13 protein-coding genes are annotated in these 15,163 nt (G+C 72.5%); all 13 read right to left on the bottom strand.

Annotated features, from left to right (window positions below):
- Window positions 1-276: 276 nt before the first annotated feature.
- Window positions 277-750, bottom strand: coding sequence for a hypothetical protein (locus AB0A74_RS08900; RefSeq protein WP_358248263.1), 474 nt, complete (start codon window positions 748-750; stop codon window positions 277-279).
- The gene (locus AB0A74_RS08895; RefSeq protein WP_358248262.1) at window positions 747-3,767 is read right to left on the bottom strand and encodes a WXG100 family type VII secretion target; all 3,021 of its coding nucleotides are present in this window, start codon (window positions 3,765-3,767) and stop codon (window positions 747-749) included. Before AB0A74_RS08895 ends, AB0A74_RS08900 begins: the two co-directional genes overlap by 4 nt.
- Window positions 3,767-4,069, bottom strand: coding sequence for a hypothetical protein (locus tag AB0A74_RS08890; RefSeq protein ID WP_358248261.1), 303 nt, complete (start codon window positions 4,067-4,069; stop codon window positions 3,767-3,769). The genes AB0A74_RS08895 and AB0A74_RS08890 overlap by 1 nt, the downstream gene beginning before the upstream one ends.
- A 169-nt stretch (window positions 4,070-4,238) precedes the next feature.
- Window positions 4,239-4,619: a hypothetical protein gene (locus tag AB0A74_RS08885; protein WP_358248260.1), complete on the bottom strand. Its 381-nt coding sequence runs from the start codon at window positions 4,617-4,619 to the stop codon at window positions 4,239-4,241.
- A gap of 22 nt (window positions 4,620-4,641) precedes the next feature.
- Window positions 4,642-5,976: a phosphoglucosamine mutase gene (glmM, locus tag AB0A74_RS08880; protein ID WP_358248310.1), complete on the bottom strand. Its 1,335-nt coding sequence runs from the start codon at window positions 5,974-5,976 to the stop codon at window positions 4,642-4,644.
- A gap of 117 nt (window positions 5,977-6,093) precedes the next feature.
- Entirely contained in the window at window positions 6,094-6,627 is a 534-nt protein-coding gene (gene rpsI / locus AB0A74_RS08875; protein ID WP_358248259.1) for a 30S ribosomal protein S9, read from the bottom strand.
- A 26-nt stretch (window positions 6,628-6,653) separates the two neighbouring features.
- Window positions 6,654-7,097, bottom strand: coding sequence for a 50S ribosomal protein L13 (gene rplM / locus AB0A74_RS08870; protein ID WP_358248258.1), 444 nt, complete (start codon window positions 7,095-7,097; stop codon window positions 6,654-6,656).
- Window positions 7,098-7,416: 319 nt separating this feature from the next.
- Window positions 7,417-7,704, bottom strand: coding sequence for a WXG100 family type VII secretion target (locus AB0A74_RS08865; RefSeq protein ID WP_358248257.1), 288 nt, complete (start codon window positions 7,702-7,704; stop codon window positions 7,417-7,419).
- 80 nt (window positions 7,705-7,784) lie between these two features.
- Window positions 7,785-8,102, bottom strand: coding sequence for a WXG100 family type VII secretion target (locus AB0A74_RS08860; RefSeq protein WP_358248256.1), 318 nt, complete (start codon window positions 8,100-8,102; stop codon window positions 7,785-7,787).
- A 151-nt stretch (window positions 8,103-8,253) separates the two neighbouring features.
- Window positions 8,254-8,679: a hypothetical protein gene (locus AB0A74_RS08855; protein WP_358248255.1), complete on the bottom strand. Its 426-nt coding sequence runs from the start codon at window positions 8,677-8,679 to the stop codon at window positions 8,254-8,256.
- An 11-nt stretch (window positions 8,680-8,690) separates the two neighbouring features.
- Window positions 8,691-10,466, bottom strand: a complete 1,776-nt coding sequence (locus AB0A74_RS08850) for a type VII secretion-associated protein (protein WP_358248254.1) — start codon at window positions 10,464-10,466, stop codon at window positions 8,691-8,693.
- Window positions 10,467-10,581: 115 nt separating this feature from the next.
- Window positions 10,582-12,348 carry a BTAD domain-containing putative transcriptional regulator gene (locus AB0A74_RS08845; protein WP_358248253.1) on the bottom strand — a complete coding sequence of 589 codons (1,767 nt, stop codon included), beginning with the start codon at window positions 12,346-12,348 and terminating at the stop codon, window positions 10,582-10,584.
- A gap of 26 nt (window positions 12,349-12,374) precedes the next feature.
- Window positions 12,375-15,119 (bottom strand): BTAD domain-containing putative transcriptional regulator, encoded by a 2,745-nt coding sequence (locus AB0A74_RS08840; protein ID WP_358248252.1) that lies wholly within the window; start codon window positions 15,117-15,119, stop codon window positions 12,375-12,377.
- Between the last annotated feature and the right edge of the window lie 44 nt (window positions 15,120-15,163).

Raw genomic sequence — 15,163 nt, 5'->3', positions numbered from 1 at the left:
GGCGGGTGCGGTTGGGGCTTTTGCGGGGTGGCCTGGGAGGGGGTGGGCGGGTGGACACCTACCGGCAGCAAAGCCCAAGCCACCAACCGGCACCCACCCCGCCAAACGATCCCGCTCCCGAAAGATCCCCGCCAACACGATCACCGGCCGCCACGATCACCGGCCGCCACGATCACCGGCCGCCACGACCGAGCCACAACCGGCCCCACTACCGCAGCACGAGTCCCGGCCAACGCGGAACGGCCCCCGCCTCAGCGAGGCAGGGGCCGTTCCGGTTCACGTCAGCCAGCTCTGGCCGCCGAAATCGTCATCGTCGTCAACCGGTGCCGGCCGTCGGGCCGCCGGTCGAGCCGGAGCGGGTGGTGGGGTCGGGGCGGGTGGAGGGGTGACCGGGGGTGGGAGTGGCGCGGCGGCCGGGGTTGGTTGGCCGGAGGACCAGCCGTAGCCGGGCTGTTGCTGCGTCTCGTAGGTCGGCTCGTCGTCCTCCGTGCCGAACTGGAACTCGCCGCCCTTCTTCTGCGTCGCCGCGGTCGTGCCCCAGCCGCCGGCGGCCTTCTGGGCCTTGCCGGCTTCCTGGATGCGCTCGATCGTCTTCTCCGCGATCTGCGCCTGCTTGGAGAAGGCGTCGCCCGCCTTGTCGCGCGCCTCCCGGGCGTGCCGTTCGCGCAGCTCGCGACGGTCGGCGGCCTCCCGGTCGATCTGGTCCATGCGGCTCATCGCCGCGGCGAGGCGCTCGGCAGAAGCGCTCATCGACCCTCCTCACCCAGCACGCCCTGCACGCGGCTGAGGTTCACGTCGTCGTCGAACAGCGAGCCGGTGGTGCGCCACTGGCCGGGGCTGCGCTCGGTGTCGCCACCGCCCTGCTGACCGCCGCCCGCCATGCCGCCGCCCATCGGCATCCCGCCGCCCATCATGCCGCCACCCATCGGCGACCCGGACGACTGGCCGTGCGACTCGGTCATGGACGGCAGCGTCGCCGCACCCGGCTGACCCGCCTCGGACGTGTTCATGTTGGACGCCAGGCCCTGGTCCGCGCTTCCGGACGGGCTGCTCCACGTGTTGTCCGACGCCGGCGCGCCCCACACGGAGTCCGCACCGCCGAACCCGGCCGACCCGCCGCCACCGAACACCGACGCGCCGGACGTCGTGGTCGTGCCGCTGTTGTCGGGCGCGGTGAACGCCTGCTCGTGGTGCGCGAACTGTGGCCCACCACCGCCGAAGCCACCGCCGCCACCACCCTGGCCGAAGTCGGGCCCGAAGCCACCGCCACCACCGCCGGCGAAGCCACCGCCACCGGGGGTGAAGCCGCCCTGGCCGGGCGCGAACCCGGGGTCGGCGGCCGGCATGGTCGTGAAGCCGCCGGCCGGGGTGCCCGGAGCCGAGAACCCGGGGTCGGCCGCGGGCATCGTCGTGAAGCCGCCGGCCGGCGTGCCAGGCGCGGCGAACCCGGGGTCGGGCGCGACGCCGGCCGGGTCCACGAACCCGATCGCGGGCTCCGGTCGGCCGATCAACGGCTCCGCCCCGCCACCCGGCCCGAACCCGGGGTCCGGCGCGGTGGGACCGCCGCTGAACCCGCCACCGAACCCGGTCTCCGGCGAAGCGATCAACGGCTCGCCGACCGCGCCCCCGGCCACACCCACGCCGGTCTCGTGCCCGATGAGCGTCTCCACGCCACCCGCACCGGTCTCGCGGCCGATCAGCGTCTCCGCGCCGGCCACGCCGGTCTCCTGGCCGATCAACGTCTCCGCGCCGCCCTCGAACGGCATCGCGCGCACGTCCGGCTGGCCCGGCGGCACCTCGGCGGGCATCGGCACCGCGTCGTCGATGGTCGGGATGCCCGCCTTGCCGTCGTCGGCCTTGTCCTCGCCGAACTCGACCCCGTACTCCTCGGGCGTGCCGTCGCCGTTGTCCACGGTCAGGTTGATCTCACCGGTCAGCGGGTCCACCTCGGCGGTGATCGCCAGGCCGTCCAGCTCGATGAGCGCCTTGCCGTCGGCACCGGCCTCGATCGGGATCGCGCCGCCCTCGGCGCCACCCGCCGTCGCGCCCACGGCCGGTCCACCCGTCGGACCACCGGCGGTGGGGGCTCCGGGAGTGCCACCGGACACCGGGGTCGCGCCGGCCAGCGCGCCCGCCAACGCCGCCGCGCCGTTCTGGCCGGTCAGGGCCTTCAGGGCGTCGGGGTTGTTGCTGAAGTCGACGTCGTAGGTCTTCGGCTCGCTGGTCGGCGTGTCGACGGTGATCTGCACGTGGCCGCGCTCGTCCGGCTCCGTGATCTTGATCTCGTTGTCGCCGCTCTTGATGGTGACGGTCTCGGGCTCTTCCTCGCCCTTGAGGCCGTCGGGCTTGCCGTCGCCGTTCAGGTCGTCCGGCTTGCCGTCGCCGTCGAGGTCGTCGATCTTGCCGTCGCCGTCGGTGTCGCCGGGCAGCTTGACGTCGTCTGGCTTGCCGTCGCCGTCCTTGTCCAGCGGGTTCTCCGGCTTCGGCATCTCCGGCATGCCGCCGCCACCGCCGGGCGTGCCGCCACCGCCGCCACCGGGCGGGGTGCCGCCACCACCGCCGGGCGGGGTGCCCTTGCCGTTCCCGTTGCCGTTGCCGTTCCCGTCGTTGCCGCCCTTGTCGTCGCTGCCGGACGCGGCCGGGAACGGGTTCTCGAAGCCCGACATGTAGGAGGCCAGGGTCTCCCACTTCTGGTCCACAGAGGACTTCGTGGTCTCACACAGGTTCTTGAACTGCGTGTAGAGGCCCCAGAACTCGGTGTTGAACGACTGCTGGATCCACCGCTTGCACTGGTTGATCGCGTATTCTTTGTTCTCGTCGTTCAGGTAGCAGTCATCGCTGTTGATGCGGTCCGCGATGTTGCTGCCCATCTTCGAGTCGACCCAGCCGGCGATCTCCAGCACGCGGTCCTTGGAGTAGTCGCCCTCGCCGCGGGAGAACGACACGACCTTCTCGGCCATGTACGTGTCCGCCTGCGCGATCTGCTCCCGGTACATCTCCAGGACTTCGTCGGCCTTGCTCTTGCACAGCTGGAAAACACCGGTCACCGCGGACCGGGTGAGCTTCGCCGCGCCGTCCAGGCCCTCGCCCAGCTCGTTGATCTTGGGGACGATCTGGTCGCTGTAGTGCTCGTGCGACTTGTCGGCCGCCGCGCCCTTCCACTCGCCGTACAGGCCCTTGAGCTGCGCGTCCACGTCCGTGCGCATCTCGTCGACCTTGGTCTTGGCCGTGCTGAACTCGTCGGCCTCCATGAGCAGCTTGTGGAAGTTGATGTTCCGCTGCTCGTTGTACGGCTTCTCGATGTGGTTCGCGTAGTCCAGGTTGGTCGTGTTGCCGAGGCAGTCGCCGGGCCGGTTGTTCCAGATCGGCATGAACTTCTCGAAGACCTTCAGGCCCGCCTTGCCCGCGTCGAACAGCTCGTTCGAGTTCTTCGTGCCCGCGCCGGACGCCGTCGGCGGCTGCTTGCCGTCCAACGACTTCTGGCCCTCGTTCACGGCCTTGGTCTGCTCGCGGCTGTTGTAGCTCTTGGTGTCGGACTCGGCCTTGGCCTCGTTGTAGACGCCTTCGAGGTCGCTGGTCGCGCGGTTGTAGAGGCTGACGTCCCAGCTGTCGTAGTCGTAGCGGTCCTGGTACTTCTCGGCCTCGTCGGGGATGTTCCAGGGCGCGGTCGAGTTGGTGTACTCGCGCAGCAGCGCCTTCTTCTTGTCCTCGGAGACGTTGGGGTCGTCGAGGAGGGCCTTGACCTCGTTCCAGCCCGGCTCGGCCATCAGTACTTGCTCCCCACGTTGCCCGCGTTCTGGGACTCGACGTCACCGTAGGTCGACGCGCCGGCGCCGATCTTGCCCGCGAAGGACCCGAGCGTCGTCGACATGTTGGTGATGCCCTTGCCGAAGTTCTCGACGCCCGACTTGTACTTCGCGAAGTGGTGCTTGTGCGCTTCGCCGAAATCGGCGTCGACCGTTTCGGTCTGGCCGACCTTCTGGAGCTCTTCCGCCGTGTCCTTAGCGGTGTCGGAAATAGCCTTCGAGGCCTTTTGCATGGCCTCGGTACTGGTGCCGTAACCGGCCACGGCGCTTCACTCCCCTCCGTGGCGCGACGGCCACGACCCTCTACCGAACTCGTCCGTTACGACGCGACGCTTCGGCGCCCGGTTCCCATCGTGGCAGCCCGCGAGGCCGTCCGACGCCTGTTCGGACGCGTTCCTTGCAGGTGTAAACGCCGGCGGCACGCGCTCGTGCCTACCGGGGCGGCTGACCCTGTCCGGGCGGCGGGAACTGGCCGGGTGGCGGACCCTGTGGCGGCTGCCCGTACGGACCGGCCTGCCCCGGTTGGCCGAAGGGCGGTTGCTGCCCCGGCGGGACCTGGCCGTGCTGGGCCTGACCGGGTTGGCCGTACGGCGGCTGCTGACCGGGTGGCGGGCCGAACTGGCCGGGCGGGCCGTACGGCTGCTGCTGCCCGGGGTGCCCGAAAGGCGGCTGCCCGTGGGGCGGCTGCGGGCCATGGGGGCCGGGTTGGCCGTACGGGTTGTGCTGCCGGGACTTCTTGGTCGACTTGACGATCAGGACGACCACGACCACCACCCCGGCCAGGACGAGGAGGATGAGCAGGTCGATCACCATGGGTGCCCCCGGGACTCGTGGATCAGCCCACCGAGGAAACCACACCCGCCAGGCGCTGCGCCGCCGACTCCGCCAGTTCGTGGGTGGGGGCCTCGACCATCACCCGGACGAGCTGCTCCGTCCCGGACGGGCGGAGCAGCACCCGGCCGGTGTCGCCCAGCTCCGCCTCGACGGCCGCCACGGCCTCGCCGACCGCCGTGTCCTTCGCCACCCGCGCCTTGTCCGCGACCACGACGTTGACCAGCACCTGCGGCAGCCGCTTCATCACGCCCGCCAGCTCGGCCAGCGGCTTGCCGGTCTCCGCCATGCGCGACATCAGCCGCAACGCGGTGAGCAGGCCGTCGCCGGTGGTGGCGTGCGCGGGCAGCACCACGTGCCCGGACTGCTCGCCGCCCAGCGCGTACCCGCCGGCCCGCAGCTCCTCCAGCACGTACCGGTCGCCCACGGCGGCGGTGCGCAGCGTGATGCCGTGCTCCCGCATCGCCAGGTGCAGGCCCAGGTTGCTCATCACGGTGGCGACCAGGGTGTCGTCGGTCAGCTCACCGGACTCCTTCATCGCGATCGCGAGGACCGCCATGATCTGGTCGCCGTCGATCTCGTTGCCGTCGGCGTCCACGGCCAGGCAGCGGTCGGCGTCGCCGTCGTGCGCGATGCCCAGGTCCGCGCCGTGCTCGCGGACGGCCTTGCGGATCTCGTCCAGGTGGGTGGAGCCGCAGCCGTCGTTGATGTTCAGGCCGTCCGGGGCGGTGTGGATCTCCACGACCTCGGCGCCCGCGCGGCGGTAGGCGTCCGGCGCGGCCACGGACGCGGCGCCGTTCGCGCCGTCCACGACGACCTTGAGGCCGTCCAGGCGGTGCGGCGTCACCTTCAGCAGGTGCTGCACGTACTGGCCCTCGGCGTCCTCGACGTCCCGGACGCGGCCGATGCCCGCGCCGGTCGGGCGGTGGTCCAGCGCGCCCAGCTTCTGCTCGATCTCGTCCTCGACGGAGTCGGGCAGCTTGTGCCCGCCCGCCGCGAACAGCTTGATGCCGTTGTCGGGCATCGGGTTGTGCGAGGCGGAGATCATCACGCCGACGTCCGCGCCCAGCGCGGCCACCAGGTGCGCGACCGCCGGGGTGGGCAGCACGCCCGCCCGCAGCACGTCCGCGCCCGCCGACGTGAGCCCCGCCACCACGGCGGCCTCCAGCATCTCGCCGCTGGCGCGCGGGTCGCGGCCGACGACGGCGACCGGGCGGTGGGAGCGGTCGTGTTCGGCGAGCACCCGCGCGGCGGCGGCGGCCAGCGAGAGCGCCAGCTCCGGGGTCAGGTCCGCGTTCGCCAGACCACGCACACCGTCAGTGCCGAACAGCCGACCCATGATCGCCATGACCTCCGTGATGAACCACACAACTTCGGGTGGAAAGCACTGCGGGAGCAGCAGTTCGACGAAGAACTGACTGCTCCCGCAGGTGGTGCTCTGGTGCCGACCGCGAGGTCAGCGCTTGCTGTACTGAGGCGCCTTGCGGGCCTTCTTCAGACCGTACTTCTTCCGCTCCTTGACCCGCGGGTCACGGGTGAGGAAGCCGGCCTTCTTCAGCACCGGGCGGTCCTCGGAGTCCACGGCGACGAGCGCGCGGGCGATCGCGAGGCGCAGCGCGCCGGCCTGACCGGTGATGCCGCCGCCGCTGAGGTTGGCGATGACGTCGAAGGTCTCCGGCTTCTCCGTGGTCACCAGGGGCTCGCGGATGAGCTGCTGGTGCACCTTGTTCGGGAAGTAGGTCTCCAGCGACTTCCCGTTCAGGGTGAACTTGCCGGTGCCGGGCAGCAGGCGCACGCGGACGATGGCCTCCTTGCGGCGGCCGACGGTCTGCGCGAGGTGGTGCGCGCCGGCGCTGAGCACGGGGCGCACGACGGGCGCGGGGGCGGGCTCGGCGGCCTCGTCCTGGGCACCGTCGACATCGGACTCGACGACGGCGTCGGCGGCGGTGTCCGCCTCGACGGCCTCGGTCTCGACCTCAGGGGTGGTCACGTCGTTTTCCTCGGAGTACGGCTCGGTCACTGGGCGACCTTCTTGATCTCGAACGGCTGCGGCTGCTGCGCCGCGTGCGGGTGGGTCGGGCCCGTGTAGACCTTGAGCTTGCCGGCGATCACACGGCCGAGGCGGTTCTTGGGCAGCATGCCCTTGATGGCCTTCTCGACCAGCCGGTCGGCCCGGGTGTCGAGCACCTCGCCGAACGACTTCTGGCGAAGACCGCCCGGGTGGCCGGAGTGCCGGTACACGAACTCCTGGTCACGCTTCTTGCCGGTCAGCGCCACCTTGTCCGCGTTGATGATGATGACGAAGTCACCGGTGTCAACGTGGGGGGCGTAAGTCGGCTTGTGCTTGCCGCGCAGCAGCGTCGCGGCCTGGGTGGCGAGCCGGCCGAGCACCACGTCCTGGGCGTCGATCACGTGCCAGGCTCGGGTCACCTCGCCGGGCTTCGGGCTGTACGTGCGCACGGGTCTACCTCGTCGTCACTTGCGTCTGGGGTCATTGCGGCGGCTGCTCAGGCTCCAGACACCCCAGACGGGCAGGTGGACCAGAACACGAGGCACGCGGAAGCGCACCGGGTACCGCACAACAACGTAGGAAGATACCGGTAGGCCCACGTCCGGGTCAAAACGACCCCGCCAACCGGCCTGGAACACGCCCGACCGCGCTCGATCGGGATGGGCCCGCCCCTGGTGGGCAGGCCTGGGCGGCACCGACGGACAGGACGAGACCCCCGGGCCTTCGAAGAGCCCGGGGGTCTCGCGGGTCACGCTGCGGTGACGGAGGTCACCAGCGGTTCTGGTTGGTGCGCTCCGCGGCCTCGTACGCCTCGGTGGCCTGCTGCACGGCGACACCGATGGAGGCGAGCACCGACTGCAGGTCGTTGGCCGACTGGTCCCACTGCGCCTGCGCGGCCTGGTAGGACTCGGACGCGCCACCGTCCCACTGGGCGATCACGGGCGCGAGGCGGGTCTTCAGGTCCTCCAGCTGCTGCTGGACCTGGTTGGCCTGCGACGAGATCGACGAGGCGGCGCTGGCGAGCTCGCCGAAGCTGACTTCAATGCGGTCGTTCATTTCTCCCCTAACTAAAAGTCAATGGTGCCGAGCGGAACCGGAAACAGAAAGCGAAGAACTGCTGACGCAGTCGGAGCGGATCAGAACCCGCCGGCGAGGCGGCTGGTCAGGCTGCTCATCGACTGGTTCTGCTCCTCTTCCTGGCGCTGGTAGATCTCGGCGGTGCCGGCCATCTGCTCGGCGATCGCGCGGAGCGCCTCCTGCAGCTTGCGGGCGTCCTCGTCGAAGCGCTGCATGAGGGTGTTGAACGCCGTGGCGGCGGAACCCTTCCAGCTCGCGCCGACGGTGTCGACGGTGTTGCGGACCTGGCTCAGGATGCCCTGCACGCTCTCGTCGGTGCTCACGATGTCCTTCGCGGCGCCGACGAGTTCCTCGGTCCCGGTACCGTAACCAGCCATTGGGAGAAACCCCCTTCATCGAAGATCCGGTCGTACCCGTTCTCGCTTGGTACGTCCCTTCCGACGCAGACCCTGCCACGGTCGGTTCCGCCCTGTCGCGACTTCTTGTGAAGTAGTTGCGCTAGTAAACGCAAACCGGGGGAACCGGCCCTCAGTAGAGGATTCGCGCTTGCGAAAAGTCCTCGTCATCGCCCCTTTCGGGGGGCAACTGGCCACTCGGGCCGGCGACCGCCCGCGATCCGGACACCGGCGGCGACGACACCGGATTTGCGATTGCGTCCGTTCGCTTCTGCGATTCTTCGGCCGGCGCGAGGAGTTCGGCACCGGAAGGCAACCGCTCGACGGGCAACCCGCGGTCCTCCCGGAACCCGGTGGCCACCCGGCGCACGTCCTCGGGGGTCGGCCGCCGGCCCGCCGGCTCGACCCGCTTCACCCGCGCCTGGTCGGCCAGCTCGCGGTTCCGGTCGCGCTGGGCCGCGTTCGACGCGCTGGCGGCCGCCGCCGCCCGACGCCCTCTCGTCACCGCCGCCTCGACATCGGAGCGGAACCTGGCGAACGCCTCCGGGATGCCGGTCATCACACTTCCCTCTAACTGGTCACGGTCAGCGTGCGGACCACCTGCTCGCACGCCGGGCGGACCCGCTCCTCGCCGGAAGCCGGGAACTGGCACCCGACGCTCACCTGGGCGTCACCCTGGAGCACCACGTACCAGTCGACCGTGAAGGTCTCCGCCTCTTCCCGGTAGTAAACGACATCCTTGCCCGCGAAGTCGGCGGAAGCGTCGAAACCGGACACGTTCTGCCGCTTGTCGTACCCCTCCCGCAGCTCCCGCTCGGCGCGCGTCCGGTCCGCGGTGGCGTTGTAGGTGAGCTTCTGCTCGTTGACGGCGATCACGTCCAGCGGGGACTCCGGCGACTCCGGCTTGAGCAGCACTTCGCGCCGCTTCGGGTCCCCACCGGTCTGGGTCCAGCCGACCGGGGCGGTGAAGGTGTAGTCGTACTGGGCGATCAACTTGCCCTGGGCGCTGGACGAGGTCGTGGTGGGCGTGCCGGTGTTCTCCTCCCGGGTCAACGCGTAGGCCACGGACGCCCCGATCACGGCGACCAACAGCACGGCCCCCGCCACCACCAACGGCACCCGGCTCTTCTTCCGCGCCGGCGGGGCCGGGGGGAAGTACGCGGGCCGCGGGAACCCTCCGGGCGGCGACGCCGTGATCCGCCGGGTGATCTTCCGCGTCGAGTCGTCGGTCGTGATCTTCCGCGTCACATCGCCCTGGCCGGGCAGCGCGCCCGTCCGCAGCGGATCGGTGCTGACCGCGCGCAACGCACCCCGAGCCACCACCGTCTCCGGCTGGTCGATGCTCGTGGGCACCACCCCGGACTGCTCCAAGACGAGCCGCGCGACCAGCGGGATCCGACTGGACCCACCCACCAGGAACACCCCGGCGAGCCCACGCGGATCCAGTCCGGCGTCCCGCACCACCGACGTCACCAGGGCGGCGGCCCGCTGCAACGGCCCGTCGACCAACCGCTCAAGGTCGGCCCGCGTGACATGGGCGTCCGGGAAGGGTGGCGGCATCGGCACATCGGTGTACGAGTGCCGCGACAACGTCTCCTTGGCGCCGCGAACGTCCTGCCGCAGCACCCGCCGCTTGCGCCGGTCGGCCATCTCGCGACCCTCGACGAGCTGCCGCCAGGCCTCCGGGTCCCCCGGCCCGACCAACGTCCCGATGTGCTCCAACAACGCCTGGTCGATGTCCGCGCCGCCGAAGCTCGGATCACCCTTGGTGGCCAGCACCCGGAACGTCCCGCCGGAGCGCGCCACGACACTGGCGTCCACCGTGCCGCCACCCAGGTCGAGCACCGCCAGGGCGGAACCCTCGGCGATCGCGTGGGTGGCCGAGTGGAACACGGCCGCCGCGACCGGCTCCGGCACCAGCCGGACCTCCTGGCCCAACCCGCGCGCGGCCTGCAACAACACCCGGGTCCGGATCGCGCCCCAGTCCGCGGGGTGGGTCAGCACGAGGAGATCGACCCGCGCACCACCGGCCACGTGCCGAGCTTCACCCACCGCCCGCGTCAACACCGCCCGCACGACGTCCACGACGGGCAACACGGAGGTCCCGAGCAGCAGCTCACCCTCGTCGACCCGGCGCTTGGGGTGGGGCTCGTACCGGGCGGGGTCCACGGCCGCCTGCCGCTCCGCCTCCTGCCCGACGAACAGCGTCCCGTCCGCGGCGGCGAACACGGCGGAGGGCACGATCGGCTGGCCGTCCACCACCACGACCTGCGGCTCCCGGTTGTCGACCGAGATCGCCACGCAGGTGCTGGACGTGCCGAAGTCGACCGCAACGCGCAAGCTCATCGGTCATCCCCTCGTCCCTGCGAGGCCGGCAGGCCCCACATTCTTACCGGACCGGTCATCGGGACGACGGATACGGCGGCTCGGCGATCCACCGCGGCGGGTCCTGCGATCCGCGTCACCCGGCGCCGCGGTCGACCGGGTCCCCCTCGGCCAGTGCCCGCTCGACCGCGTAGCACCGCATCAGGTCGTCCAGGGAGAACCGGCCCGGGCGGGGTTCCGCCAGCAGGTGCGCGCGCCGCAGCTCGTGGAGGGCCGTCGAGGCCTCCTGCTCCGACATCCCGGCGAGCGCCGCCGCGGCGGACGGCGACAGCTCCTCGCCACCCCGGGAGCCGATGACGCGGAACACCTTCGCCGCGCGCGGGCCGAGCAGCCGGTAGGACCAGGAGAACGCGTCCCGCACGCTGACGTCCGGTTCGCCGGCGTCCAGGTAGTCCAGCCGGGTGGACGGCGCGGACAGCTCGTCGGCGATGGCCCGCAGCGGCGTGTGCGGGTGGGTGCCCGCACGGGCGGCGACGATCGAGAGGGCGAGGGGCAGGCCGGCGCAGTGGTCCGCCAGCTCCCCGATCGCCGGGTCGGCCCGCCGGTCCGCGCGGAGCCGGCGGACGAGCAGCGCCCGCGCCTCGGCGGGGCCGAGGAGGTCGAGCGACACCCGCACCGCCCCACCCGGCGGTGTCAGGCCGGTCAGCCGGTCGCGGCTGGTCACCACGACGCGGCAGCCCGGACCGCGCGGGAGCAACGGCCGGACCTGGTCCTCGTCGCGGGCGTTGTCCAGGACCAGCAGCGCCCGACGCCCTCGCAGGACGTCCCGGTACCGCGCCGCCAGCGCTCCCGGGTCGGCGGGCACGTGCTCCCCGTCGAGGCCGAACGCGCCCAGGACCGCCCGGAACGCCTCCCCGGTCGCGGCCGGTCGCCCGGTCGGGTCGAACCCGCGGAGATCGACGTGCACCCGGCCACCGGGGAACCGCTCGGCCACCAGGTTCGCCCAGTGGCCGGCGAGCGCGGTCTTGCCGACGCCCGGCGCGCCGGTCACCACCGCCGTCGACGGGCCGTGCGCGTCGTCGTCGAGCAGCGTCGACAACGCGGCCAGCTCGGCGTCCCGGCCCACGAAGTGCGGGTTGCGGCCCGGGAGCGCGTGCGGGACGACGACGGGGCGGCGGTCCTCCACCGGCGCGACCGGGGCCGGTTCGGCGGCCAGGATGCGGTCGTGCAGCCGCCGCAACGGCTCCGAGGGCTCCACCCCCAGCTCGGCCAGCAACACCCGGCGCGCTTCGCGGTAGGCCGCGAGCGCGTCGGCCTGGCGGTCGGACCGGTACAGCGCGAGCACCAACTGCCACCAGAACCGCTCCCGCAGCGGGTGCTGCCGCGTGAGCGACCGCAGTTCCGCGACGAGCCCGCCGGCCGCGCCGCGGTCCAGGTCCGCGTCGATGCGCCGCTCCAGCACGGTCAGGTGCTCCTCCACCAGCGGCGCGATCTCGGCCAGCCGCAGCGCGTCGGCGCGCACGTCGGGCAGCGGCGCCCCGCGCCACAGGGCGAGGGCCTCGTGGTACCGGCCGGCCGCGGTCAGCGCCCGGAACCGGAGCAGGTCCACGCTGTCCGCCTGGACTTCGGCCACGTACCCGCCCGGCGCGGTCCGCACCACGTTCGCCGCGCCGAGCGAGCGGCGCAGCCTGGCCACGACCATGTGCAGCGTGGCGCGGGAACGTTCCGGGTTCGCGTGCCCGGGCGCCCAGAGCAGCTCCACCAGCTCGTCGACGCCGCGGACGGCGTTCGCCCGGAGCAGCAGGGCGGCCAGGAGGTCTCGGGCCTTGCCGGCGGGTGTCGGGACCACCTCGCCCCGGTACCGCACCTCCAGCATGCCGAGCAGGCGGAATTCGACTGCCATCAGCCTCGCGTTCGCCTCCGCTCGGGTCAGGGGCGACGCCCCTCCTCCGACCACTCCTCGATCGTCTTCGCCGTCGGTTCGGCCTCGGCGTAACCGATCTCGGTGAATATCGCGTGCGACCGCCGCAGCGTCGCGAGGGCCGTGTCGAGCAGGCCGAGGTCCCGTTCGGCACGGGCCAGCCTGAGCATGGTCCGCGCCTCCTCGGGACGCACGCCGGTTTCCCGCCACAGGACGACGGCCTCGCGGAAGGCGGCCACCGCCTCTTCCAGCCGGCCGGAGTGGTGGAGGGCGTGCCCCTGGCTGTCCAGCGTGTTGGCCATGCCGAACCGGTCGTCCAACTGCCGGAAGACGGCGAGGGCCTGTGCGCAGTGGTCGAACGCGGCCTGGTGGTCGCCCAGCAGCGTGTGGTACCAGCCCACCGCGTTCAACGCGCCCGCCACCGCGGGGCGGTCACCGGCCGAGCGGAACAGTTCCAGCGCCCGCTCGGACTCCTCCAGGGACTCGCGGTACCGCCCCTGGAACTCGTGCACCGCCGCGGCCCCGCGCAACGCGCGACCCTGGCCGAAGGCGTCGCCCAGCTCGACCGACAGCGCGTGCGCGCGCCGGTAGTGGTGTTCGGCGTCGTCGAGCATCCGCATCACCAGGCCGGCGTGCCCGATGTTGCGGTGTGCGCGCACCTGCGCGTCGCGACTGCCCAGGCGGAGACCGGCCGCCAGCGCGATCCGGTTGGTGGCCAACTGGTCGCGCCAGTGGCCCCGGCGCTGGAAGTAGGTGGCGCAGGTCCACGCCAACTGCCAGGCGTGCCGGTCGAACCCGGCCTCGCCGGCCTTCGCGACCGCCGCCACGAGGACGAGGTGCTCGGCGGTGAACCACGCCAGCGCGGCCTGGTGGTCCGGGAACTCGTCCACCACGGCGCCCGGCAGGGCGGGCACGAGCCGGACGGGGTCGCGTTGGGGGTACAGGCGCCGGTCCGCGTTGTCGGCGGACCGCACGAAGTGGTCGAGCAGGCGGTGCGTCGCGGCGTGGCGCTCGTCCGGCGTGAGGTGGGCCCGGGCCTCGTCGGCCGCGTACAACCGGATGAGGTCGTGGAGGTCGAAGCGGTCCAGCGCGCGTTGGACGAGCAGCCGGGCGCGCACCAACTCGCGGAGGGTGTGGCGGGCGGTCACGGGGTCCACCGCCGCGAGGCTCGCCGCCGACGCGGTGGTGACGTGCGGCCCGGGGTGCAGTCCGAGCAGGCGGAACACCCGCGCGGTGGCGTCGGTCATGTGGCGGCACGACCACGAGAAGACCGCGCGCACGCTGGTCACCTCGTCGCCGGTCTCCAGGGCGCTGAGCCTGGTGCGCTCGTCCGCGAGTTCGTCGGCGAGCGTGCGCAGCGGCAGGTCCGGTTGCACCGCGGCGCGTGCGCCGACGATCGCCAGCGCCAGCGGCAGTCCGCCGCACTGCGCGAGGAGGCGCCGCACCGCCTCCGGCTCCGCGGCGAGCCGCGCCGCGCCGACCTGCCTGGTGAGCAGCGCGTGCGCGTCGTCCCCGTCGAGCAGGTCGAGGGACAGCGGCCACGCGCCCTCGCGGGCGACCAGACCGGTCAGGTCGTTGCGGCTGGTGATCAGCACGAGGGATCCGCCGCCGCCGGGTAACAGGGGGCGCACGTGCTCGCTGTCCCGGGCGTTGTCCAGCACGACGCAGACCCGCCGCTCGGCGAGCAACCCCCGCCACAGCCCCGCCTGCGCGTCCGGGTCGGCGGGGATGCGGTCCGGCGCCACGCCCAGGGCGTCGAGGAACCCGCGGACCGCCTCGGCCGGGTGCATCGGCTCCGCCACCTCGTCGAAACCGCGCAGGTTCACGTACACCTGCCCGTCCGGGAAGCGGTCCGCGACCTCGTGCGCCCACTGGACGGCGAGCGCGGTCTTGCCGACCCCGGGCGTGCCGTTGATCGTGGCGATCACCGGCGCGCCGTCGCCGGCCGCCGCGTCCACCAGGTCGAGCAGCCGGCGGCGCTCGGCCACGCGCCCCACGAAGAACCGGTTCGGCAGCGGGAGCTGCCTCGGCACGGCGGAGCGGTCGTCGCGCGGCGCCGCCGCCAGCAGCTCCCGGTGGACCCGCTGGATGTTCGGGCTCGGGTCCATGCCGAGCTCCTCGGCGACCAGGGACCTCAACTCGCCGTACGCCGCGAGCGCTTCGGCCTCGCGGCCGGACTGGTGCAGGGCGACCATGAGGTGGCCCCACAGGGGTTCCCGCAACGGGTTCTGCCGGATCAGCTCGCGCAGCTCGACCACGAGGTCCGCGGCGCGGCCCGCCGCCAGGTCGGCCGCGATGCGGCGTTCCAGCACGAACTCGCGCTCCTCCGCCAACGCGGCGACGTCCACCGCCAACCGCGCGGTCACCGGCAGCCCTTCCAGCGGCGCGCCCCGCCACAGCGCCAGCGCTTCCGCGTAGCGGTCCCGGGCGGCGAGGTCGCGGAACCGGTCGAGGTCCAACGCGCCGGGCGGCACCTCGGCGCGGTAGCCGTTCGTGGTCGTCCGCACGACGTTGGCGTCGCCCAACGCCTGGCGGAGGCGCGCGACCAGCATGTAGAGAGCGCCCCGCGTCCTCCGGCTGTCCGCCTCGTCCTCGCCCCACACCCGGCTGACCAGGTCCTCGACCGGCACGACCTGGTCCGAGCGCAACAACAGCGCCGCCAGCAGCACCTGCGTCCGCCCGGCCGGGAGGGGGACGAGCCGCCCCTCCTGCCACACCTCCACCGGTCCGAGAACCCGGAATTCGGTCGTCATGCCACCCCTTCCCCCCTGGCCGAGACCCGTACACGGGACGCGGC

The organism is Saccharothrix sp. NPDC042600 (assembly GCF_040647305.1).
Taxonomy (GTDB): domain Bacteria; phylum Actinomycetota; class Actinomycetes; order Mycobacteriales; family Pseudonocardiaceae; genus Actinosynnema; species Actinosynnema mutabilis.
Note: the sequence above shows the minus strand (reverse complement) of the source record. Positions and strands in the feature narration are given on the sequence as shown.